This window comes from Dactylosporangium cerinum, assembly GCF_042653625.1.
Lineage (GTDB): Bacteria > Actinomycetota > Actinomycetes > Mycobacteriales > Micromonosporaceae > Dactylosporangium > Dactylosporangium cerinum.
This window is the reverse complement of the sequence record NZ_JBHSIU010000011.1, coordinates 452,082-473,876: the sequence shown is the minus strand read 5'-3', so window position 1 is coordinate 473,876 and position 21,795 is coordinate 452,082. Positions and strand designations below refer to the sequence as shown.

Genomic DNA, 21,795 nt, shown 5'->3' with positions numbered 1-21,795 from the left:
AGGCACGTTACAGGATTGACGACATACGTCATATGTTTGTACCGTCGCCCAAACAAATCCCGCGTTGCCAGGGAGAGTCACGATGACCGATGTCACGCGTAGGCGGGTCCTGCAGTTCGGCGCGGCCGGGGCCGGGGCCGCGCTGTCACCCTGGATCGCCCTGGACCGCGCCTCCGCCGCGCCACCGGCGGAGGTCGGTGCCGCCGGTGACCTGGCATTGTGGTACGAGCAGGGCGCCGGCACGGACTGGCTGCGCGCCCTGCCGATCGGCAACGGGCGGCTGGGCGCCATGGTGTTCGGCAACGTCGACGCCGAACGGTTGCAACTCAACGAGGACACCGTCTGGGCCGGTGGCCCGTACGACTCCAGCAACTCCCGGGGCGCGGGTGCGCTGCAGGAGATCCGGCGGCTGGTGTTCCAGAACCAGTGGGGGCAGGCCCAGAGCCTCGTCGACCAGTCGATGCTGGGCAGCCCGGCAGGTCAGCTGGCCTACCAGACGGTTGGCAACCTGCGGCTGACCTTCCCGAGCGCCAGCGGCGTCTCGGAATACTTCCGCATGCTCGACCTGACCACCGCGACGACGACGGTGTCGTTCCTGCAGAACGGTGTGCGCTTCCGGCGCGAGGTGCTCGCGAGCGTGCCGGATCAGGTCATCGTCGTGCGCCTGACCGCCGACAAGACGGGCTCGATCACGTTCTCCGCGCGGTTCGACAGTCCGCAGCGCACCAGCGTCGCCAGCCCGGACGGCGCGACGGTGACGCTCGACGGCATCTCCAGCGACCAGGAGGGCGTCACCGGCAAGGTCAGGTTCCTGGCACTGGCCCGCGCGGTCACCGACGGCGGCACCGTCAGCAGCTCCGGCGGCACCCTGCAGGTGCGCGCCGCCACCAGCGTCACGCTGCTGATCTCCGTCGGCTCCAGCTACCTCACGTTCCGCGACACCGGCGGCGACTACCAGGGCATCGCCTGGCGCCACCTCAATGCCGCCGCCGGCAAGGCCTACGACGAATTGCGCCGCCGCCACGTGGCGGACCACCAGCAGCTGTTCGGCCGCGTCACGCTGGACCTCGGCCGCACCTCCGCGGCGGACCAGCCGACCGACGTGCGGATCGCCCGGCACGCGAGCACCGACGACCCGCAGTTCGCGGCGCTGCTGTTCCAGTTCGGCCGCTACCTGCTGATCTCCTCCTCCCGGCCGGGCACCCAGCCGGCGAACCTGCAGGGCATCTGGAACGACGCGTTGTGGCCGTCGTGGGACTCGAAGTACACGATCAACGCCAACCTGCCGATGAACTACTGGCCGGCCGGGACGACCAACCTGTCGGAGTGCGCCGAACCGGTGTTCCGGATGATCAACGACCTCGCGGTCAGCGGCGCACGGACCGCGAGGGTGCAGTACGGCGCCAATGGCTGGGTCACCCATCACAACACCGACGCGTGGCGCGGCACGTCAGTCGTCGACGGCGCGCTGTGGGGCATGTGGCAGACCGGCGGCGCGTGGCTGGCCACCCTGATCTGGGAGCACTACCTGTTCACCGGCGACCTGTCGTTCCTGCAGGCCAACTTCCCGGCGATGCAGGGCGCCGCGCAGTTCTTCCTCGACACCCTCGTGGAGGAGCCGGCGCTGCGATACCTGGTCACCAACCCGTCGAACTCGCCGGAGCTGGCCCACCACTCGGGCGTCAGCGTCTGCGCCGGTCCCACGATGGACAACCAGATCCTGCGCGACCTGTTCACCAGCGTCGCCCGGGCCAGTGAGGTGCTCGGCGGGGACGCGGACTTCCGGACCAGGGTGCTCGCGGCCCGGGACCGCCTGCCGCCGATGAAGGTCGGCTCCCGCGGCAACATCCAGGAATGGCTCTACGACTGGGTCGAGACCGAACGCACCCATCGGCACGTGTCGCACCTGTACGGCCTGCACCCCAGTAACCAGATCACCAGGCGCGGCACGCCGGCCCTCTACGACGCCGCGCGGCGGACCCTGGAACTGCGCGGCGACGACGGGACCGGCTGGTCCCTCGCGTGGAAAATCAACTACTGGGCGCGGCTGGAGGAAGGTACCCGCGCGCACGACCTGATCCGCCTGCTCGTCACCACGTCCAGGCTCGCGCCGAACATGTTCGACCTGCACCCGCCGTTTCAGATCGACGGCAACTTCGGCGCCACCTCCGGCATCGCGGAGATGCTGCTGCACAGCCACGCCGGCGAGCTGCACGTGCTGCCGGCACTGCCGACCGCGTGGCCGGGCGGCAAGGTGCAAGGGCTGCGGGGGCGCGGCGGGTACACCGTCGGGATCACCTGGAGCAGCGGGCAGGCCACCGAGGTGCTCATCCGTCCCGACCGCGACGGCACCGTCAGGATCCGGGGGCGGATCTTCGCCGGCACCACCCAGGTGACCGACCTGTCCACCGGCGGGGCCGTCGCGGTCACCAGGCTCGAGTCGGATCTCGTCTCGCTGCCCGGTCTGGCGGGCCGCACGTACCGCGTGACCGCCGCACAACAACAGCAGCCGTATCAGCGGATCGCGAACGCCACGACCGGCCTGGTGCTGGACAGCGGCGGGAACGTGGCCTCCGGTTCGGTGCTCAAGCAGTGGAGCTGGGACGGCAGCACCAACCTGCAGTGGCAGCTGATCGATCTGGGCAGCGGCTACTACCGCATCGTCAACCGGACCAACGGCATGGTCGTGGACAGCCGGGGCAACGCAGCCAACGGCGCCGCGGCCGCGCAGGCCCCGTGGAACGGCGGGAACAACCAGCAGTGGCGGCTCAACAGCACCGGCAACGGCCGCTTCCAGATCATCAACCGCGGCACCGGCACCGCGCTGGACGGCATGGGCAACGCCACCGCCGGCTCGACCGTGGCCATGTGGGCGCCCAACACCAACACCAACAATCAATGGACGATCACGCAGGTGTGACGGGCGGTTTCTGTTATCTGCGGACGGCACAGATGGTCGCGATGATCAAACTCGTCCAGATGCTTGACACGGCGGCCGGTCATCGGTGAAGGTCAACGACCGTGCCGGAGGGCCCGCGGGTGCTCCGGCGCCGGTGGGAAGGCGGCTGGGGGTTGGTACTGCGGACTGCGATGTGACGATGCGAACTACCGGCAGGAACGAGACGGGCCTCGTGCTCGCGGCACAGTCCGGGGACCGCCGAGCCCTGGACGAGATCGTCGCGACCGGCCTGCCGCTGGCGTACACCATCGTGCGCCGTGCGCTGGACGGTCACGCCGACGTTGACGACGTCGTGCAGGACACCATGCTCCGCGCCATCCGGCAGCTTCCGGGCCTGCAACACCCGGAGAGCTTCCGCCCGTGGCTGGCGGCGATCGCCGTGCACCAGGTGAGCACCCACCTGCATCGCCGGTCCGTGGCGGCACACCGGGCCGCCCCGCTGGACGAGGCGGCGGAGCTGCCGGACGCCGACGCCGAGCTCGAAGACCTCACGATGCTGCAGCTGGAACTGTCCGCGCAGCGCCGGCAGGTGACCCGGGCCGGCCGATGGCTCGACCCGGACGACCGGGCGCTGCTGTCGCTGTGGTGGCTGGAGACCGCCGGTGCGCTCACCCGCGCCGAACTGGCGACGGCGCTGGACATCAGCATCGCCCACGCCGCCGTGCGCATCCAACGCATGCGACAGCAGCTGGACGTGAGCCGCGAGCTCGTGGCCGCGCTGGACGCCACACCCAGGTGCGCGGACCTCGAGGGCCTGGTAGTCGGCTGGGACGGCACACCCAGCCCGCTGTGGCGCAAGCGCATCGCCCGGCACGCCCGGTCCTGCCCGGTCTGCGGCCACGCCGCTCAGGGCCTGATCACGGCGGAACGGCTGCTGGTCGGGCTCGCCCTGCTGCCCGTCCCGGTCGCGCTCGGCGCGGCCCTGACCGGCAAGATCGCCGCCGGAGCCGCGGTCACGGCGAGCGGGTCGCTGGCGGCGGCCACCACCTCCGGCGGGGTCGGGGCCACGGTCAAGGCCGGTGTGTTCAGCCAGCTCGTCCAGGCGGTGACGGCGCACCCCGTCACCGTGGCCGTGGCGGCCGTGGTCGCCGCCGGTGCGGCGGTCACCGTGACGGCCCTGCCCACCGGCACTCCACCGGCACAAGGTCTGCACGCGGCGCCGTCGACGCCTGCCGCGGCCCGGGTCACACCGTCCGCGGCACCCCCTCCGGTCGCCGCCTCGACACCGAAGCCGCCGGCCAGCTCCGCGGCCAGTTCACCGGTGCCGCGCACCGAAACCCTCACCCCGGGCCGGCCGGTGTCGATCGAGTCGGCGGACCGGCCCGGGCAGTTCGTCACCACCGCCGACGGCCTCGGCGTGCTCGCTCCGGTCCGCGCGGACAGCAGCGCCGCGGCGCGGCAGCAGGCCACGTTCTCGGTGGTCGCCGGGCTGGCGGACGCCACGTGCTTCTCCTTCCGGGGCGAGGACGGCCGGTACCTGCGGCACTCGTCCTGGCGGTTCCAGCTGTACCGGGACGAGGGAACGGCCCTGTTCCGTGGCGACGCCACGTTCTGCCCGCGGGCGGGTGCGGCGGCGGGCACGATCCTGCTGGAGGCACAGATCTACCCGGGCTGGTACCTGCATCACCGCGGCGACCAGCTCTGGGTCGACCAGGCCAACGGCACCCCTGCGTTCTGGACCGAGAGCTCGTTCCGGGTCCGATCCGCACTGACGGGCTGAGACCTCTCGATCTTCGGTGAGCACGCTCTGCACGTTCCGTGTTGACTGAATACGTCATACGAGTTACGTTTTCGCCGCCACGAGTCCGGCCGCTTGCACCGCACGGATGGAGTTCGATGAAAGCCGTCGTCTACCGCAGGGCGCGAACGTTCGAAGCACTCCTGCTGAGCCGGGAGATCGGCCGGCAGCCGATCGAGCGGGGCCGGGGGGAAATCGTCGACGGCGGCTGGCCGGGCCGATGAGTGGCGGCCCGGCACCGGCACCGTGGCACATCGTCGACGCGCACCATCACCTCTGGGTCCGCGCCCGCCACCCACAGCCGTGGATCAACGCCACGACCATGAAGGCGATCAACGCCGACTTCACCGTCACGGACCTGGCCCCGCTGGCCGCCGCCGGCAACGTCACGCAGACCGTCGTCGTGCAGAGTGTCTCCTCGCAGGCGGAGACCACCGACCTGTTGCGTCTGGCCCGCACGACCGACCTCATCGGTGGCGTCGTCGGCTGGGTGAACCTCATGGCACGCGACGTCGCCGCCCGTATCGAGCGCCTGCAGGACCGTGCCGGTGGCGACCGGCTGGTGGGCATCCGCCACCTCGTGCAGAACGAGTCCGACCTCGGCTTCCTCGACCGGCCGGACTTCCGCCGCGGCGTCGCGGCGGTCGGCGCGGCCGGGCTCGCGTTCGATCTGGTGATCCGCCGCCATCAGCTGCCCGCCGCCGCCCGGCTCGCCCGCGACCTGCCGGGCGTCAGGTTCGTCCTGGACCACCTCGGCAAGCCGTCGCTGCCCTCGTCGAAGCACAGCGGCTGGGCCCGGGACCTGCGGACCTTCGCCCAGCTGCCGAACACGACCGCGAAGCTGTCCGGCCTGGCCACCGAGGCGGACTGGGCCTCATGGACGCCGGAGGAACTGCGCCCAGCCGTCGAGCACGCGCTGGACGCCTTCGGGCCGTCCCGGCTGATGTTCGGCTCCGACTGGCCGGTTTGCCTGCTCGCCACGTCATACCAGTGCTGGATCGAAACGCTCACCGCGCTGTTGTGCCCGCTGGACCCGGCGGACCAGGCGATGATCTGGGGTGGGACCGCACGCCGCGTCTACCGGCTGCCCCCGTCATGACCCGCCGGCCACTGCCCCGGCGGCCCGCCGTCGGTCTCACCGCGCTGGGCTTCGGCGCCGCGCAGGGCGGCAACCTGTACCGCGCGACCACGGACGAGACCTTCGCCGCGACAGTCGACGCCGCCTGGGAGGCCGGCATCCGGTACTTCGACACCGCCCCGCACTACGGGCTGGGGCTGTCCGAACGACGGCTCGGCACGGCGCTGCGCTCGACGCCCCGCGACGACTACGTGATCTCCACGAAGGTCGGCCGGCTCCTCGTCCCGTCGCCGGACACGGCACACCTGCGCGACCCCGAAGGGTTCGACGTCGCCGCGACCCACCGCCGGCACTGGGACTTCAGCCGCGACGGCGTGCGCCGCTCACTGGAGGCGAGCCTCACTCGCACCGGCCTCGACCGCATCGACATCGTGTACCTGCACGATCCGGACGAACACTGGCGGCAGGCCGCGACCGAGGCGGTGCCCGCCCTGGCCGAGCTGCGCGACCAGGGCGTCATCGGTGCCGTCGGGGCGGGCATGAACCAGACGGCGATGCTCGCCCGGTTCGTCCAGGAGACCGACATCGACGTCGTGATGTGCGCCGGCAGGTACACCCTGCTCGAACAGGGCGCGCGGCACGACCTGCTGCCCGCCGCGCAGCGGCACGGGGTCGGTGTCGTGATCGCCGGTGCCTACAACTCCGGACTGCTCGCCACCGACCGCCCGCCGGCGGACGCGACGTACAACTATCAGCAGGCATCCGCCGAGCTCATCCGGCGCGCGACCCGTATCGCGTCGGTCTGCGCGGCGCACGGCGTCACGCTGCCCGAAGCCGCGCTCGCCTTCGTGCGCCCGCATCCCGCTGTCGTCGCGATCGTGGTCGGCATGGCCGACCCGGAGCAGGTGACCCAGACCCTGCACCGGGCGAACGCCACCGTCCCGGACGCGCTGTGGCCGGCGCTTCGGGCAGCGGGACTGCTCGAAGCGCCGGCCGGGCCGGCTCAGCGGTAGCCGGCCGCGACGATGTTGGCCTGGACTGCGTTCTCCGTCGCGTCGGAGGGGTACCCGGACACCATGGCGCCCTCATAGAACGTGCCGGCGCTCTGGTTCGCGCCGCCGTCGGGCTTGCAGCAGTCGCCGCCGCTGCCCAGCACGATCGCTCCCTGCTTCCGCATCGGGCTGTAGCCGCTCGGCAGGGCGCCGTCATACAGGGTGTACAGGCTGCCGGACTGGGCGTTGCTGCCCTTCATGGCGTAGCGGGACGTGCCGTTGTTCTTCAGCGTCGCCGTCACGAACTTGCTGGTGAACGCCCGCTGGTTCGGGTTCCAGGCGCTGCTGCCGCCCGGGAAGAGCCCCCACTCCAGGTCGGCCTGGACCCAGGGACCGGAGCCGGAGCAGCCCCCGAACCAGCAGCTCGTGCCGAAGTAGATCGCGTCCATGGCACCGGCGGCGTCGGCCTTCCGCGTCGTCTCGCTGTTGCCGTAGTCGAAGCAGCAGCCGCCGTTGACGTGGGTGCCGCTGGTCACCATGTACATGCCCTCGGGCGCGGCGCCGGTCGGCACTCCCGTCAGGTGACCGTCGCGCCAGTAGCTGTTGCCCGGGTTGATGTACAGCGAGTACGCCTTGCCGCCCCCGACGGTCAGCGACTCCGACGTCGCCTTCGCCGGGCTGCTCTGCGGGGACCCGGGAACCGCGGTCGACCCCTGGTACCACAGGTCGTTGCCCCGCCCGGACTGGTCGTACACGACCGTGACGACGCAGGTGGTGCCGGTGCAGAAGGAGTCCTGGGCGGCCGCGTTCGCGGTGCCACCCGCGGTCACCACGCCGATGTTGCGGGTGGCGCTGTCCGAGGAGCGCCGGACCTGGTACAGGTTGCCGCTGTACGTGGTGTAGAGGGCCCGGACGGTGCTGTGGGCGGCGACGCACGGTGTGCCGCCCGCGGCGTAGATGTCGCACGGGCCGCCGGTGCTGCCCGACGGCGGTGCGGTCAGGTTCCACTGCTGGTTGGTCTGGCCGTTGCACGCGTACAGGATGATCTTCGTGCCGTTCGCCGTGCCGCGGCCCGAGGCGTCGAGGCACAGTCCCGAATGGACGCCGGTGATCGAGCCGTTGGCGCCCACGGTCCACTGCTGGTTGGTCTGGCCGTTGCAGTCCCAGATGATCACCGGTGTGTTGTTGGCGGTGCCCCGCCCGCTGGCGTCCAGGCACTTGTTGCCGTACACGGTCAACTGCTGCGACGCGGTGTACGTCCATGACTGCCCGGCCGCGCCGTTGCAGTCCCACAGCTGGACCTGGGTGCCGTTGGTGGTGCTCGAGTTCGGCACCTCGAGGCACCGCCCTGAGCCGGCACCGGTGACCTGCTGGCCGGCGGCGGCCGACGCGGCGCGCTCCAGCGCCACCACGGCGACGCCGACGAGCGCGAGCAGTGCGACGATTCCCGCCATCATGCGGCGGACCCGGGCGATCATGGCGTCTCCTTCACCTGAAGCGTCCCGGCGGACACCCGAGCGGGACGGGGGCAGATCCGGCATCGACGCCATGGGCGGCATGGCGTCGTGGTGCGGGCCCATCAGCGCCGGTTCCAGCGCTGGTTGGCGGCGGCGGTGCAGGTCCAGAGGATCACTGTGCCGCCGTTGGCGGTGACGGCACGGTTGACGTCCAGGCACAGCCCGGACCTGGCGTTGCGGATCGTGCCGTCGGCGTTGAGGCTCCACTGCTGGTTCGCCGCGCCGGTGCAGTCCCACAGTTGCGCCGGCGCCCCGGCCGTCGCGTTCGACGGGGCGTCCAGGCACTTGCCGAGGGACCGGAGGGTCTGGCCGCTGGCGGTCCACTGCTGGTTGGCGCCGCCGTGGCAGTCCCAGATCTGCAGTTGCACACCGTTGGCGGTGCTGCTGCCGGGCACGTCGAGACAGCGCCCGGACGCGACGCCGACCAGCGCGGTGGTGCCGGACGGCGGAGAGGATGTCGTGGTGCTGGACGACGGCACCGGCGTCGTGGTGCCGCTGTTGTCCAGGCCGAGGAAGGTGACGGCGTATGCGAGCTGACCGGACATCGGCAGCTGGTGCCCGACACCGGCGATGCTGATGCCCTCGACGGCCGGCTGGGCGCCGGAGGTGCCGTACCGGGTGCGGGTCCAGCTCGACTGCGGGTGGTCGGTGAACACGGGCGTCTGGCTCAACCCGTTGAGGTTGGTCCATTGCTCGATCTGCTCACCGAAGTTCGGGTAGGCGAGGGTGGTGTCGGTGGTCCCGTGCCACAGTTGCATCCGCGGGTAGCGGCCGGTGTAGCCGGGGTACATCGAGCGGGCCAGGTCGCCCCACTGCTGGGCGGTCCGGTTGACGGAGCCGCCGGAGCACTGGCTGTTCCAGAGCGAGCCGTTGGTGGTGGCGAAGCAGCCGGCGGGGACGCCGGAGAACGCCGACGCGGCGGTGAAGACGTCGGGGTACTGCGCGGCCAGGACGTTGGTCATCATGGCGCCGGAGGAGAAGCCGGAGACCACGATCCGCGACGCGTCGATCGGATACTGCGCGCGGGCGTAGGCGACCATCGACATGATGCCGGTGGAGTCGCCGCCGCCGTTGCGCTGCAGCGCGGCCGGGGTCGACACGTCGAAGCAGTTGCCGCTGCGGGTGGCCTCGGGCAGCACGATGACGAAGCCGTAGCGGTCGGCCGCGCTGACGTAGTCGTGCCCGTTGCCGTTGAACACGCCGCCGGCCGAGCCGCCGCAGTAGTGCACCAGCACCAGCAGTGCGGGGCGGGGCGCGACATTCGTCGGCACGTAGATGTACATGTTGAGGCCGGTCGGGTTGGCACCGAAGCCGGTGACCCTGGTCAGCCCGGCGGCCGACGCCGGTCGCATCGAGATCAGCACAGCAGCGACCATGAGCGGCAGCGCCGCGGCGAGCAGCAGCGCCCGCAGTTTGACTTGCATGAGGCCCTCCTTCTGGGACACATCGTGTGAGCGCTCACTTGTGACATTGAACGACATGGCTCCGTCAGATTTCTCAGGGAAGAACAGAACGCTCGTCGCGTTGAACGGGAGTGGCCGCCGCCCGTGCGGCGGCGAACGGCGGCCACCGCCTCAGCTCCGGGTTTACGCCCTGGATCCGCCAGTCCCCAGGCTCGGAGCAGCACGAACGTTACGTTCGTATTACGTCATATGTCAACGCCATCGTCGATTCGATGTGCGCCGCAAAAAGCGTTATCCGCATCGGCGTTGAAAGGTCGCCGAGATGCCGTCCGGGTAACTTTCTCGCCCCTTTCCGCCGTGAACCGCAGCCGGCCGCAATCCATTGACGGATACCGCTTCGCAACCTAGCGTCAGTCGTCTCACGTCATACGTTTAGGAGATGCGATGTCAAGACACAGGTCCCTGGCCGGCGCGATCGCGGCACTCGTCGTGCTGGCCACGGCCGGAGCGGTGGTGAACGGCGGCCTCGGGGGTGGCCCGCCGAGCGCCTACGCCGCCGCGACCGCCGGCTGCGGCAAGGCACCGGCACTGACGAGCGGCACGCGCACGATCCAGACGAGCGGCAAGAATCGCAGTTACATCCTCAGGATCCCGGACAACTACGACGTCAACCGCCCGTACCGGCTGGTCTTCGGATTCCACTGGAACGGCGGCACCGCCAACGACGTCGATTCGGGCGGAACGAGCGGATACCCCTGGTCGTACTACGGACTGCGGGCGCTGTCGAACAACAGCACGATCTTCGTCGCGCCGCAGGGCTTCAACAACGGCTGGGCCAACTCCGCCGGCGAGGACCTGACGTTCGTCGACGACATGGTCCGGCAGATCGAGGGCGGCCTGTGTGTCGACACGACGCAGCTCTTCGCCCTGGGCTTCAGCTACGGCGGCGGCATGAGCTACTCCATCGCCTGCAGCCGGCCGGACACCTTCCGGGCGGTCGCGGTCTACGCCGGTGCCCAGCTCAGCGGATGCAATGGCGGCACGCAGCCGATCGCCTACATCGGTCTGCACGGCCTGCGTGACCCGGTCCTCAACATCTCGCAGGGCCGGTCGTTGCGGGACCGGTTCGTCAGGAACAACGGCTGCACCGCCCAGAACCCCCCGGAGCCGGCGCAGGGCAGCCTGACGCACGTCGTCACCAACTACACCGGATGCCGCGCCGGGTATCCGGTGACCTGGGCCGCGTTCGACGCCGGTCACACCCCCGGCCCCGTGGACGGGTCCGCCGGGGACTACGAGCCCGGCGAACGCTCCTGGACCAGGGCGGTGGTGTGGAGCTTCTTCACCCAGTTCCAGTCCGGTCCGTCCACGCCGCCCTCGAGCAGCTCACCGCCGCCGGGTGGCCCGCAGCAGAGCGTCACGCTCGTCGGCGGCCAGTCCGGGCGGTGCGTCGACGTGCCGAACGCAGCGACGGCCAACGGCACGCAGACCCAACTGTGGGACTGCCACGGCCAGACCAACCAGCGCTGGACGTACACCTCGGGAAGGCAGCTGACGGTATATGGCAACAAGTGCCTCGACGCGTCCGGCCGCGGCACCACCAACGGCACCGCCGCGATCATCTGGGACTGCAACGGCCAGACCAACCAGCAGTGGAACGTCAACACCAACGGCACCATCACCGGCGCCCAGTCCGGACTCTGCCTGGACGCAGCCGCACTCGGCACCGCCAATGGCACGAAGATCCAGCTCTGGTCCTGCACCGGCGCCGCCAACCAGCAGTGGGGCTTGCGCACCTGACAGCAATGGGCTGGTCCCTGATCGCCGGGCGCATTCTTGACGAAGGCCTTCCCAGGATCACCACATCCATCTAACTTGATGTCAGTACCGGAGATTCCGGTGGGGTGAAATCGGGGGGAATGATGTACAAACGCGCCATCACACTGGCAACGGTCACTGTCACTGCGGTTGCCGCGTCGCTCGTGCTCGGGGGTGGCACCGCCTTCGCCAATTCCTCGACCGGCACGGGAACGACGAACAGCATCTGGAACTTCTTCACCGGTGCGTCCTCGTATTACCAGAACCACAGCGGCGACGACATCGCCATGGGGCTCTCCGACGGTGTGCCCGTCGACTCGCGCTGGCAGAAGTGCACCGACTCGAACGTGGTCGGCCAGATCCAGTACAACATCATGAAGGAAGAGCTCTACCACCGCATGATCGGCACCAACTTCGCCCCCGGCACCTGCGTGAAACTGCAGTACCGCGGATTCAAGACGACCGGATGGTTCGCCCGAGAGACCCTGTGGAACTACAACATCGAGTAGCGTCCCAGCGCGTCGCCATCGTGAACCGGCACTGCGCCAGCCCCGGACGGGACGCTGGCGCGGTGTCGTCCGGATATCTCTCGGGGGGAATTGTCATGCCCAAGCGCCGACCCGGCCTCTACATCGCCGCGGCGATGTTCGTGCTTCTCGCTGGATGCTCGTCGAGTCCCCCGGCCAAAGGCAGCGGCAGCGGTCAGGACAATCCCGCCGCCGTGGCGAAGAAGCAAGAGGAGCAGGCCAATTCGTCCCGGCCGCCCGCCAACAACCGTGCCGAAGTCCTTCCATGGGTCGAAAAGGCACACGCGAAAGTCACCTGGCCGGATCGGTACAAGCTGACCCCCGACGCGATCTACACGCGGTTCATGGAGCCGGCCAAGGACGTGCAGTTCGTCGAACGGGACGCCGTCGACATGGTGAACATCTGGAACGTGTGCGCCTGGACGTTGCAGCTCATCGACGACACCAAGGGCCGCAAACCGGTGGACCAGGACCTCGCCGCACTCGGTAAACTGGCGGACGGTGACTACAAGCAGATGCTGGATCCGATGATCAGCGAGGCGCGGCTCGGCGGCATCACGTCCGCCACCCAGTTCGCCTCCGCGAACGACTGCGGCAAGGGCTTCCCGGGTTGAATCCGGCAACACTGCGGGTGGCGTTGGCCATCTTGCTCGGCGCGGGACTCAGCGGCGGCTGCTCCGGCCCGCAGGAGCCGGTGGGCGGCCCGGCCGGCGGCATCACCACCTCCGGCTCGGGCCGGCCCGCGACGATCAGGGTCGAACGGCGCGACATCTACTCCACGATCCGGCTCGAGGGCATCGTCGAGGCGTACGACGCCGTCCCGGTGCCGGCCGCGAAGGCGGGGAACTTCGTGCCGACTCCGGGCCTCGCCAACGGGCGGCCGGTGAGCGTCGGCGACACCATCGGCAAGATCGAGGTCTGCGTGCCCGCCGCCACCCCGGCCGCCACGCCGTCTCCGGCGCCCGAGGGGCCGCCGCCGTGCACGATCACCCGCACCAACGTCACCGCGCCGGTGGGCGGCCTGCTGTCAGGGCTGTACCCGCAGGCCGTCGCGGCCGGCGCACCGGTCGCCGCCGTCCAGCCGCCGGGTTTCCACGCCAAACTGCCGGTCGTCGAGCCGGCGGCGCTGTTCAGCTTCCAGAACCCGCCGAAAACGGGCAAGGCTGAGCTGGTCGGCGGCCCGGCCGGGTTCGTGGTGACCTACGAGAGCCTGGTCTACGTCAAGGACTCCGGCGCCGTGAACGTGTTCGCGTCGATCCCGGCCGACGTCCCAGCCTTCGCCGGCCTGCGCGCCATCGTCGTCTTCGTCACCAACGTGAAGGACAAGGTGCCGACGCTGCCGCTGTCCGCCGTGCGCGGCCGGGCCGGGTCCGGCCAGGTCGTGGTCCTCGAGCCGGACGGCCGTAAACGCACCGCGGGCGTCACGATCGGCGCCGCCGACGACGCGTACGTCGAGGTCACCGGCCTCGACCCGGCCCTCGACGTGGTGCTCTACCCACTGGAGTCCGACTTTGCCGGCTGACGACGTCGTGGCCGAGGTCGAAGGCGCCAGCAAGAGTTTCCGCCTCCCGTCCGGCGAGCACCTGCGGCTGCTCAACGGCGTCGACCTGACCGTCACGGCCGGCGACTCGGTGGCGATCCAGGGCCGGTCGGGCTCCGGCAAGTCGACGCTGCTGCGCGCGCTCGGCCTGTTCATCCCGTTCGACACGGGCCGCCACCACATGCTCGGCGTCGACATCCGCGCCGCCGGCGACCGGCGCTGCTCGAAGCTGCGGGCCCGGTCGATCGGCTTCGTGTTCCAGGACTTCCGGCTGCTGCCGAACCTCTCCGCGCAGCAGAACGTCGAATACGGCTGCCTCCTGGCCGGCCTCGGCCCGCGCGAGGGCGCCAGGGCGGCCCGGGAGGCCCTCGAGCGGGTCGGCCTCACGGACCGGGCCCGGTCCCGGCCGGCGCAGCTGTCCGGCGGCGAGCAGCAGCGGGTCTCCATCGCGCGGGCGCTGGTCAAGCGGCCCGAGCTGGTGCTCGCCGACGAGCCGACGGGCTCGCTCGACGGCGAGACGGCCGACGCCGTCATCGACCTGCTGCTGGCCTCGGTCACCGACCTCGGCGCGGCCCTGGTGCTGGTGACCCACGACGACGCCGTCGCCGGCCGCTGCGGGCGCCGGGTCCGGCTCGGCGACGGCGCCCTCCACGACGACGAGCCCACCACCGCGGGCGGTGGCTGATGCGCATCGCCCGGCTCGGCCTGCGCGAGTTCCGGCACAACTGGCGCCGCAACTCGATCTTCGGCCTCATCCTGCTGGTCTCCATCGGCGTGCAGCTGTTCACCGCGCTGTCCGCCGAGGCGTCGAAGACCGCCGTGGAGCGATACGGCGCGGCGGTCTTCGGTTACGCCGAGACGTACACGACCGCGCTGGAACAGCCGCTGAGCGTCGAGCAGCTGCAGACCTTCAACGCACGGCTCGATGAGATCGGTCGCAGCTACCCGTGGTTCCGCCCGGCCACGTCGGTCAGCCTGAGCGTGCGCCTGCGGGCCTCGCCGAGCACCGACCCGGCCAACGCGCCCACCCTGGAGTTACGCGCGGTCACCCCGGCCTGGCGCCTCATGACGCCGGCTATCGCCGACGACGACGCATGGCGGACCGTGATGAACGACCAGCGCCTCGGCCCGGCGATCCTGCTGGAGTCGACCACGGCCGACCGCGTCCGGCTGACCGCCCCGGTCGCCGTGACGGTGCTGCTCAACGGCGAGCTGGTCGCCCGGGTGGACCCGGGCCGCGCGGCGCGTTCCGCGGCCACCGCCGCTCCCCCGGCCTCGCGGGCCGGTAGCGGCAACGACATCGCGCTGCTCAACGTGCCGGTGTTCGGCACGTACACGGAGCTCAACAAGGCCTTCACCACCGGCGGCCTGGTCAACCAGAACATCCTCAGCCTGGCGCACGCGACGCCGCGGCCGGTCCAGATCTCCTGGCGGTGCGACCCCGCCCGCTGCCCGGACACCTTCGGCCTGATCCGCACCGCCGCCCAGGTGGTCGGCGGCCGCCCCCAGGACGCCCAGCGGGTCGACAACGTCGGCCAGATCCTGCCCATCCTCACCGCCCAGCGGCGCGACGGGCAGCGCTTCGCTGCGATCGTGGTGCTGCTGGGCATGCTGGCGGTGGCGTTCGTGGCGACCGCCTTCATCGAGGTCCGGGCGCCCCAGTTCGCGACGCTGCGCGCGCTGGGCGCCTCCCGGTCGGCGATCGGTGCCATCGCGCTGCTGGAGAACCTCTTCACCGCCGCGACCGTCGCCGTGCTGGCGGCCGGGCTCGGCCTCGCCGCCGGCTTCCTGAATCCGGACCTGTTCAACCAGATACCGCAGGTGCGGCTGGACCGCATGCAGGTGCCGGTGGCGCTGTACGCCCAGACGGTCGCGCTGACCCTGTTCATCGGCCTCCTCACGGGCCTGGCGCCGGCGTTGCGGGCCTACCGGTCGGTCCGCACCACCTGATGACGCGCTGCGCCGCATCCTGCAGGACGCGCTGCGCCGCATCCTGGAAGAGGCCAGGGACGCACGGCAATCCTTAGCTTGGTGGTGAGCTTCCTCTCCCGATCCGCAAGGAGCCCACCATGGCGTCACGGACGAACGAAGCGGCAACCCGGCCGGCGATCGAGCCGCGGACAGAGCACCGGACAGAGCACCGGCCGGCGCCCCGCCGGGTCATCCTCGCCACGCTCATCGGGACCTCGCTGGAGTGGTACGACTTCTTCCTCTACGGCTCGGCCGCCGCCCTCGTCTTCGGCCGGCTGTTCTTCCCGTCGTTCGCCCCGCTCACCGGCACGCTGCTCGCGTTCGCCACGTACGCCGTCGGGTTCGTCGCCCGGCCGCTCGGCGGGATCGTGTTCGGCCACTTCGGGGACCGGGTCGGCCGCAAGAGCGTCCTCATGACGACGCTGATCCTCATGGGCACCGCGACCCTGTTGATCGGGCTGCTGCCCACCTATGCGCAGTGGGGCGCCGCGGCGCCCGTCCTGCTCATCGTGCTGCGGTTCCTCCAGGGGTTCGGGCTGGGCGGCGAATGGGGCGGCGCGGTGGTCATGGCGATGGAGCACGGCGGCACCGGCCGGCGTGGCCTCAATGCGTCCTGGCCGCAGGTCGGCGTCCCGGCCGGCAACCTCCTCGCCGCCGGGGTGCTGTGGCTGCTCAACGTGGTGCAGTCCGACGCGGCCTTCGTGTCGTGGGGCTGGCGGGTGCCGTTCCTGCTGTCGGGTCTGCTGGTCGTCGTCGGCCTGTGGATCCGGGTCGCGGTCACGGAGTCGCCGCTGTTCGCCGAGGTCACCGCGACCGCGTCGAAGGTCCGCGCGCCGTTGCGGGCGGTGCTGGCGCGGCACCCGAGGAGCCTCCTCGCCGCGATGGCCACCCGGATCGGCGTCGACGTCTCGTTCTACACCTTCACGCTGTACGTGCTGACGTACGTCACCGACACCGTCCACCTGCCCCGCAGCGCGGCGCTGAGCGCCGTGCTCATCGGCTCGGCCCTGCAATTGGCGCTCATCCCCCTGTTCGGGGTGCTGTCGGACCGGTTCGGCCGGCGCCTCGTGTTCGCGGGCGGGACCCTCCTCACGGCGGTCTGGGCCTTCGCGTTCTTCCCGCTGCTGGACACCGGCAGCCGGTCCTCGATCGTCCTCGCGGTCGTCGTCGCGCTCGTCGGCCACGCGGCGATGTACGGCCCGCAGGCCGCCTTCATCGCCGAGCTGTTCTCCACCCGGCTGCGCTACTCCGGCGCCTCGATGGGGTACCAGATCTCCGGCATCTTCGGCGGTGCCCTCGCCCCGATCGTGGCCATCAAGCTCATCGACGCCACCGGCACCACCCTGTCGGTGGCCCTCTACGTCGCCGCGGCCGCCGCGGTCACCGGGGTGGGACTGGCGTTCGCGCCGCGTGCCGTCGCCGCCGACGCCGCGGCCGCCGAGCGGCCCGCCAACGGTCCGGGCCTGCTTCGGTAGGCTCGCGCGATGACCGTGACGCTGAGTGCCAACGCCCGAGAGCTCGTCGACGGCCCGAACATCGCGGTGCTGGGGACCGTCAACCCGGACGGCGGCCCGCAGACCTCGGTCGTCTGGGTCCTGCGGGACGGCGACGACCTGCTGGTCTCGACGCAGGCCGGCCGGCGCAAGGAGAAGAACCTGCGGCGGGATCCCCGGGCGAGCCTCACCGTGATCGACCGGAACGACGCGTTGCGGTACATCGAGGTCCGCGGCCGGGCCAGCATCACCGAGGACGTCGACCGCAGCGTCGCGGCCCAGCTCGCCGAGAAGTACGACGGACCGGGCGCGGGCGAGGAATACCGGCAGCTGCCGCCGGAGATCGTCCGGGTGGTGATCCGGCTGACGCCCGACCGGGTGCTCGGCTACTCGGCATGACAGCCTGCGCCGCCGTCCGGGATTCCCGGACGGCGGCTTTGTTGGGTCAGTTGACCGGTGTACCCGTCCGGCGGGTGTCGCGGTCTTCCGAGGGAACGTCCGGGGCTGCATTGCGTTCGGCCCGGCTCGTGGCGAACCGGCGGTACACGGGCTTCTCGATCGCCACATGCAGCAGCCACGCGAGCGCGAAGGCGACGACCAGGGCGAGCACCATGATGCCGAACCCGATCGCGGTGGTCCGGGCGGCGGGGAACAGCCTGCCGATGTTGCTGAGCACGGTCAGATGCACGATGTAGAACGCGAACGAGATGTTGCCCAGGAACACCAGCGTCGGGCGGCTGGCCAGCGAGGGCCGTCCGGCAACGTCGGACGTGGCGGCGTTGGCCACGAGCACCGCGACCGGAATCAGCGTGATCGCGATCCGGCCGTACAGGTTGCCCTGGTTGTACATCGCGACGACATAGCCGGCGGCCAGGACCGCCCAGGCGACCCACGACGGGAGCCGGAACCAACGGCCGGCCAGGACAATGCGGGCCAGCACGATGCCCAGGGCGAACTCGGCCATCCGGGTCACCGGGAACCGTTCGACGAACCAGGAGGCGGCCTCGGAGACCGGCGGCCCGTAGGGCATCACCGGCTGGGCCGGCAGCAGCGACGTGAGCACCGGGAAGAGGAAGACGACGGCGACGATGCCGGCCGCCCAGTAGTACAGCCGCGCCGGTGCGATCCTACGGATCAGCAGGACGAGCAGCGGGAAGCAGAGGTAGAAGAACATCTCGCAGGCGAGCGTCCAGCTGACCCCGTTGACGCCGGTGGCGACGATGAAGCTCGGCGTCCAGGTCTGGACGAGCAGCACGACCCGCACGACGTCGTGCAACTGGGTGTAGTCGCTGACCAGCACCATCACGCCGACGGCCAGCAGGAGACCGGCCCAGTGGTTCGGATAGATACGGACCGCGCGGCGCCGCCAGAACGACACCGCCGTGTCCTTCGGCCGGGCCGACCAGGTCAGCACGAATCCACTGAGGACGAAGAAGAACGACACGCCCAGGCTGCCGGCCGGGGCGAGGATGAACTGGATCGGCTTCATGGTGGCCGACGGCGCGAAGATGCCGGGCAGTGTCACGGCGTGATAGAGGAAGACGCCCAGCGCGGCCCACCATCGCAGCCCGGTCAGCGCGGGTATCCTCGCGAGGACCTTGGCGTCCTTGCGATCGGTCGGCACATCCAGGTCGTCGACTCTTGCGGTAACCATGGCCGCCTCCAGCCCAGGTGAGGTGAATGCTCACCTGATCCTGACCTGGGCCGGAGGTGGCCGGCGTATCCCAGCGTGCGGACTCTGCAGCTGCGGGTTGTCGGTTCATCTGTATGTGCCCGCCCACGGTCGACACCAGTGCCGTGTAGCTACCGACCGCGCCGCAGGTAGTACCCGATCGTCAGCCGGCCCGCTGACGGCAAAGGTTCGACGTCCGGACATGCCGCTGGGCGCTCGTGATGCGGAGTCGCGATTGGTCGGCATCCAGCGGTCGGCTACGGACCATCGGGTCAGCATCGTCAAGCAGCGACCTGGCCACAGCGTCGACCCGCTCGACGTCCGGTTGGTTCGTGAGGCCCTCCAATGCTGTGCGCCGCAACTGCGGACCGGCGAGGCCCGCCGCGAGAACGTCGGCGTCGCGCGGATCTCCGAGGAAGCCGACCAGCCGCAGCCGTATCACTTCGTCACCGGTAAAGGACCAGACGGCGGTGCGGCTGCCCGCCGGATCGTCCTCGACGAGCGCCTCGATGTCATCGACCAGTGACGACACGTCCACGCCTCGACCCGCAGCGGCGAGTGAACGCAACAGCTCCTCGAGAGTGTGGGACACCCCGCAAGAATAATGATCACGACCTTACCGAGGGAGCTCATACAACATCCGCTTCCACCGCCGTGGGGCACATGGCCGCAGGAGACCCATCACTATCTGTTGACTTGGATCAGGCCGAAGATGTTCTCGCCCCACCCGACTCTGCCGATGAGCGGGCACCTGGCTCACAGCCAGTTGGTGGGGTCGGTGTCCTCGGAGGTCAGGGGCTCGGACAGGACCACTGCGGTGGTGGTGTCGCCGATCTCACTGAGCTGTTCGATGACATTCTCCAACTGTGCCGCGTCACGGACCGCGATGATCAGTGCGTAGCAGTTGTCGCCGGTGACGTGCGCGCATGACAGCACGTGCCCGATCCTGAGCAGCTGCTCACGCAGCCATGCTGGGCCTTTTACGGTGCGGTGCCGGGGCCGTAAGGCCACGTGCGCCCGCAGGCCAAGACCGAGCCGGGCCAGGTCGACCCGAGCCGTGTAGCCGTTGATGACCCCGGCTTCTTCCAGGCGCCGCACCCGCTCCGTGACGGCGGGCCGACTCAGCGCGACCCGGCGGCCGAGCTCGATCATGCTGATCCGCGCGTCGGCGGCCAGCTCTCGCACGATCCGCAGGTCAACGGCATCCGTCGACACAACGACGGCAGACATGACCAACCACCTCCCAAACGTCAACAACACACCCCAACTGCCGACACAATGTAATGGCTCGACCCGAACCGGCCGCATACCGTCTCGGCCATGAAAGCAACCGTCCTGAACGCCGTCGGCACCGTCAGCGTCGTCGATGTCGCCGACCCCGTGATCAGCGAGCCGACCGACGCCGTGGTCCAGGTGGCACTGGCCGCGGTGTGCGGCTCCGATCTGTGGCCCTACCGGGGCGCGGAGCGGTTCATCCCCGGCGACCGGATGGGCCACGAGTGGCTGGGCATCGTCGCCGACACCGGTACCGCCGTCACCACCATCCGTCCCGGCGACCTGGTCCTGGCCCCGTTCGCGTTCGCCGACGGCACCTGCGCCCACTGCCGCCGCGGCCTGTTCACTTCTTGCCCCCGGGGCGGCTTCTGGGGCGGCGCCAACGACGGCGGCCAGGCCGAAGCCGTCCGGGTGCCGTACGCCGACGCCACCCTCGTCGCGGTCCACGCCGACCACGATCCCGGACAGCTGCGCCGGCTGCTCCCACTGACCGACGTCATGGCCACCGGTGTGCACGCCATCACCCTGTCCGGTGTACGGCCCGGCGATACTGTCGCGGTGATCGGCGACGGCGCGGTCGGCCTCAGCGCCGTGCTTGCCGCCCGCCGCGCGGGAGCCGAACGCATTGTGCTGCTCGGCCGTCACGATGACCGCACGGCGCTTGCCTCCCGATTGGGCGCCACCGACATCATGCGCGATCCCACCGACCTGCTTGAGCAGACCCGTGGCGGGGTCACCCACGTCGCGGAGTGCGCCGGCACCCAAACGGCGATCGACGACGCGCTCACCGTCATCCGCCCCGGCGGCACGATCGCCTCGGTGGGCGTACCGAACGGCATCAACGCGGTCGACCTGTACCGCCTGTTTCGACACAACATCACGCTGCGCCCCGGCGTCACCCCGGTCCGCCGCTACCTCGAACCATTGATCAGCGAGGTACTGGCCGGCACCCTTGACCCATCACCACTCCTCGACTACGAAGTGCCACTCGACAACATCGCGACCGCTTACCACGCCATGGACCAACGCCGCGCCATCAAGGCCGTCGTCACCACAGACACACGCATCAGGTGAACCGGGGCGGCGCACGCACCGCTCGAGTCGAGACGTCCACACCAGGCTTGGTCACGCACGCCCACGTGTTCGCTCTGCGGCGGTTCTGATCGAGGTGAGCCAGCGGATGAGCTCGGCGTGCAGCTTCGTGCTGCTGTAGAAGAGGCCGAGGAGGGTGCCGGACATGGACTCCTCGGTCTGCAAAAGGGAAGCTCCGTCTTCGCGGGGTGTGATGAGGTGCCGGTGGATGGCGCGCGAACCCATCGCGGTGCCTGTCCAGGTGATCTCGCGGAGAGGCTCGACGACAGCGAACCGTGAGGGGGATCAGGACATCTCGTGGATCCGGTTCACCCCGTGCACCGCCCGCAGTTCGTGGTCGCAGCGCAACGTCGCCCATGTGGCCCGGCTGGAGGCGCAGGGACGGATGCTGCCCCCGGGCCGCGCCGCGGTGGAAGCCGCGAAAGCAGACGGGCGGTGGGTGCTCGCCTACGCTCCCCCCTCGGAAGCTGAGGTGCCGGCCGACCTCATCGCCGCGATCGCCGCCGACCCTGCCGACCAGGGCATGTTCGACGTGCTCACCAAGACCAACCGCTTCGCTCTCATTCACCGGATCAATGCCGTCAAACGGGCTCAGACGCGCGAACGAAAGATCAGCGAGTTCGGTGCGATGCTGGCCCGGCACGAGACGGTCTACCCGCAGAAGGCCAGGCCGGCAAACCCGCCGCAGTCGACACCTTCCTGACGTCGACGATCCGTTAC

General features: G+C 70.2%; 19 protein-coding genes and 1 pseudogene. 15 read left to right on the top strand and 5 right to left on the bottom strand.

The window, feature by feature from the left end:
• Positions 1 to 82 precede the first annotated feature (82 nt).
• From ACFPIJ_RS11120 to ACFPIJ_RS11100, 5 genes are all read left to right on the top strand, one after another.
• Positions 83 to 2,920 (top strand): glycosyl hydrolase family 95 catalytic domain-containing protein, encoded by a 2,838-nt coding sequence (locus ACFPIJ_RS11120; protein ID WP_380114637.1) that lies wholly within the window; start codon positions 83 to 85, stop codon positions 2,918 to 2,920.
• 178 nt (positions 2,921 to 3,098) lie between these two features.
• Positions 3,099 to 4,679, top strand: a complete 1,581-nt coding sequence (locus ACFPIJ_RS11115) for a sigma-70 family RNA polymerase sigma factor (protein WP_380114636.1) — start codon at positions 3,099 to 3,101, stop codon at positions 4,677 to 4,679.
• Between the two features lie 116 nt (positions 4,680 to 4,795).
• Positions 4,796 to 4,921: a hypothetical protein gene (locus ACFPIJ_RS11110; protein WP_380114635.1), complete on the top strand. Its 126-nt coding sequence runs from the start codon at positions 4,796 to 4,798 to the stop codon at positions 4,919 to 4,921.
• Positions 4,918 to 5,796, top strand: a complete 879-nt coding sequence (locus ACFPIJ_RS11105) for an amidohydrolase family protein (protein WP_380114634.1) — start codon at positions 4,918 to 4,920, stop codon at positions 5,794 to 5,796. The genes ACFPIJ_RS11110 and ACFPIJ_RS11105 overlap by 4 nt, the downstream gene beginning before the upstream one ends.
• Positions 5,793 to 6,788: an aldo/keto reductase gene (locus tag ACFPIJ_RS11100; RefSeq protein WP_380114633.1), complete on the top strand. Its 996-nt coding sequence runs from the start codon at positions 5,793 to 5,795 to the stop codon at positions 6,786 to 6,788. The genes ACFPIJ_RS11105 and ACFPIJ_RS11100 overlap by 4 nt, the downstream gene beginning before the upstream one ends.
• Here the strand turns inward: ACFPIJ_RS11100 and ACFPIJ_RS11095 are convergent.
• Entirely contained in the window at positions 6,779 to 8,245 is a 1,467-nt protein-coding gene (locus tag ACFPIJ_RS11095; RefSeq protein WP_380114632.1) for an arabinofuranosidase catalytic domain-containing protein, read from the bottom strand. The two genes, ACFPIJ_RS11100 and ACFPIJ_RS11095, sit on opposite strands and share 10 nt — an antisense overlap.
• A gap of 101 nt (positions 8,246 to 8,346) precedes the next feature.
• Complete coding sequence (locus tag ACFPIJ_RS11090) at positions 8,347 to 9,708, bottom strand: extracellular catalytic domain type 1 short-chain-length polyhydroxyalkanoate depolymerase (protein ID WP_380114631.1); 1,362 nt, start codon at positions 9,706 to 9,708, stop codon at positions 8,347 to 8,349.
• Between the two features lie 423 nt (positions 9,709 to 10,131).
• Between ACFPIJ_RS11090 and ACFPIJ_RS11085 the strand changes: the two genes are divergently transcribed.
• From ACFPIJ_RS11085 to ACFPIJ_RS11050, 8 genes are all read left to right on the top strand, one after another.
• Positions 10,132 to 11,487 carry a ricin-type beta-trefoil lectin domain protein gene (locus ACFPIJ_RS11085; protein WP_380114630.1) on the top strand — a complete coding sequence of 452 codons (1,356 nt, stop codon included), beginning with the start codon at positions 10,132 to 10,134 and terminating at the stop codon, positions 11,485 to 11,487.
• A 119-nt stretch (positions 11,488 to 11,606) separates the two neighbouring features.
• Positions 11,607 to 12,014 (top strand): hypothetical protein, encoded by a 408-nt coding sequence (locus ACFPIJ_RS11080; RefSeq protein ID WP_380114629.1) that lies wholly within the window; start codon positions 11,607 to 11,609, stop codon positions 12,012 to 12,014.
• 62 nt (positions 12,015 to 12,076) lie between these two features.
• Entirely contained in the window at positions 12,077 to 12,646 is a 570-nt protein-coding gene (locus ACFPIJ_RS11075; RefSeq protein ID WP_380114628.1) for a hypothetical protein, read from the top strand.
• A gap of 23 nt (positions 12,647 to 12,669) precedes the next feature.
• Entirely contained in the window at positions 12,670 to 13,554 is an 885-nt protein-coding gene (locus ACFPIJ_RS11070; RefSeq protein ID WP_380114627.1) for an efflux RND transporter periplasmic adaptor subunit, read from the top strand.
• Positions 13,544 to 14,257 carry an ABC transporter ATP-binding protein gene (locus tag ACFPIJ_RS11065; protein WP_380114626.1) on the top strand — a complete coding sequence of 238 codons (714 nt, stop codon included), beginning with the start codon at positions 13,544 to 13,546 and terminating at the stop codon, positions 14,255 to 14,257. The genes ACFPIJ_RS11070 and ACFPIJ_RS11065 overlap by 11 nt, the downstream gene beginning before the upstream one ends.
• Complete coding sequence (locus ACFPIJ_RS11060; RefSeq protein ID WP_380114625.1) at positions 14,257 to 15,522, top strand: FtsX-like permease family protein; 1,266 nt, start codon at positions 14,257 to 14,259, stop codon at positions 15,520 to 15,522. Before ACFPIJ_RS11065 ends, ACFPIJ_RS11060 begins: the two co-directional genes overlap by 1 nt.
• A 119-nt stretch (positions 15,523 to 15,641) precedes the next feature.
• On the top strand, positions 15,642 to 17,018 hold the full coding sequence (locus tag ACFPIJ_RS11055) for an MFS transporter (protein WP_380114624.1): 1,377 nt from the start codon (positions 15,642 to 15,644) through the stop codon (positions 17,016 to 17,018).
• 9 nt (positions 17,019 to 17,027) lie between these two features.
• A complete protein-coding gene (locus tag ACFPIJ_RS11050; protein ID WP_380114623.1) occupies positions 17,028 to 17,435 on the top strand; it encodes a PPOX class F420-dependent oxidoreductase in 408 nt (135 codons plus the stop codon).
• A 46-nt stretch (positions 17,436 to 17,481) separates the two neighbouring features.
• Here ACFPIJ_RS11050 and ACFPIJ_RS11045 read toward each other — a convergent pair whose 3' ends face one another.
• From ACFPIJ_RS11045 to ACFPIJ_RS11035, 3 genes are all read right to left on the bottom strand, one after another.
• A complete protein-coding gene (locus ACFPIJ_RS11045; protein WP_380114622.1) occupies positions 17,482 to 18,690 on the bottom strand; it encodes an acyltransferase family protein in 1,209 nt (402 codons plus the stop codon).
• Between the two features lie 181 nt (positions 18,691 to 18,871).
• Positions 18,872 to 19,300: a hypothetical protein gene (locus tag ACFPIJ_RS11040; RefSeq protein WP_380114621.1), complete on the bottom strand. Its 429-nt coding sequence runs from the start codon at positions 19,298 to 19,300 to the stop codon at positions 18,872 to 18,874.
• A 164-nt stretch (positions 19,301 to 19,464) separates the two neighbouring features.
• Positions 19,465 to 19,938 carry an Lrp/AsnC family transcriptional regulator gene (locus ACFPIJ_RS11035; protein WP_380114620.1) on the bottom strand — a complete coding sequence of 158 codons (474 nt, stop codon included), beginning with the start codon at positions 19,936 to 19,938 and terminating at the stop codon, positions 19,465 to 19,467.
• 90 nt (positions 19,939 to 20,028) lie between these two features.
• On the opposite strand from ACFPIJ_RS11035, the gene ACFPIJ_RS11030 reads away from it, so the two are divergent.
• Together ACFPIJ_RS11030 and ACFPIJ_RS11025 are read left to right on the top strand one after the other, a co-directional pair.
• On the top strand, positions 20,029 to 21,057 hold the full coding sequence (locus tag ACFPIJ_RS11030) for an alcohol dehydrogenase catalytic domain-containing protein (RefSeq protein WP_380114619.1): 1,029 nt from the start codon (positions 20,029 to 20,031) through the stop codon (positions 21,055 to 21,057).
• Positions 21,058 to 21,364: 307 nt separating this feature from the next.
• Positions 21,365 to 21,778 (top strand): annotated as a pseudogene (locus tag ACFPIJ_RS11025) (YdeI/OmpD-associated family protein); the annotation flags it as partial.
• Positions 21,779 to 21,795: the final 17 nt, after the last annotated feature.

Excerpts from the sequence above, each read along its gene's own strand:
- ACFPIJ_RS11120 (WP_380114637.1), top strand. The coding sequence starts at position 83 with ATGACCGATGTCACGCGTAGGCGGGTCCTGCAGTTCGGCGCGGCCGGG.
- ACFPIJ_RS11115 (WP_380114636.1), top strand. The coding sequence starts at position 3,099 with ATGCGAACTACCGGCAGGAACGAGACGGGCCTCGTGCTCGCGGCACAG.
- ACFPIJ_RS11110 (WP_380114635.1), top strand. The coding sequence starts at position 4,796 with ATGAAAGCCGTCGTCTACCGCAGGGCGCGAACGTTCGAAGCACTCCTG.
- ACFPIJ_RS11105 (WP_380114634.1), top strand. The coding sequence starts at position 4,918 with ATGAGTGGCGGCCCGGCACCGGCACCGTGGCACATCGTCGACGCGCAC.
- ACFPIJ_RS11100 (WP_380114633.1), top strand. The coding sequence starts at position 5,793 with ATGACCCGCCGGCCACTGCCCCGGCGGCCCGCCGTCGGTCTCACCGCG.
- ACFPIJ_RS11095 (WP_380114632.1), bottom strand. The coding sequence starts at position 8,245 with ATGATCGCCCGGGTCCGCCGCATGATGGCGGGAATCGTCGCACTGCTC.
- ACFPIJ_RS11090 (WP_380114631.1), bottom strand. The coding sequence starts at position 9,708 with ATGCAAGTCAAACTGCGGGCGCTGCTGCTCGCCGCGGCGCTGCCGCTC.
- ACFPIJ_RS11085 (WP_380114630.1), top strand. The coding sequence starts at position 10,132 with ATGTCAAGACACAGGTCCCTGGCCGGCGCGATCGCGGCACTCGTCGTG.
- ACFPIJ_RS11080 (WP_380114629.1), top strand. The coding sequence starts at position 11,607 with ATGATGTACAAACGCGCCATCACACTGGCAACGGTCACTGTCACTGCG.
- ACFPIJ_RS11060 (WP_380114625.1), top strand. The coding sequence starts at position 14,257 with ATGCGCATCGCCCGGCTCGGCCTGCGCGAGTTCCGGCACAACTGGCGC.
- ACFPIJ_RS11055 (WP_380114624.1), top strand. The coding sequence starts at position 15,642 with ATGGCGTCACGGACGAACGAAGCGGCAACCCGGCCGGCGATCGAGCCG.
- ACFPIJ_RS11050 (WP_380114623.1), top strand. The coding sequence starts at position 17,028 with ATGACCGTGACGCTGAGTGCCAACGCCCGAGAGCTCGTCGACGGCCCG.
- ACFPIJ_RS11045 (WP_380114622.1), bottom strand. The coding sequence starts at position 18,690 with ATGGTTACCGCAAGAGTCGACGACCTGGATGTGCCGACCGATCGCAAG.
- ACFPIJ_RS11035 (WP_380114620.1), bottom strand. The coding sequence starts at position 19,938 with ATGTCTGCCGTCGTTGTGTCGACGGATGCCGTTGACCTGCGGATCGTG.
- ACFPIJ_RS11030 (WP_380114619.1), top strand. The coding sequence starts at position 20,029 with ATGAAAGCAACCGTCCTGAACGCCGTCGGCACCGTCAGCGTCGTCGAT.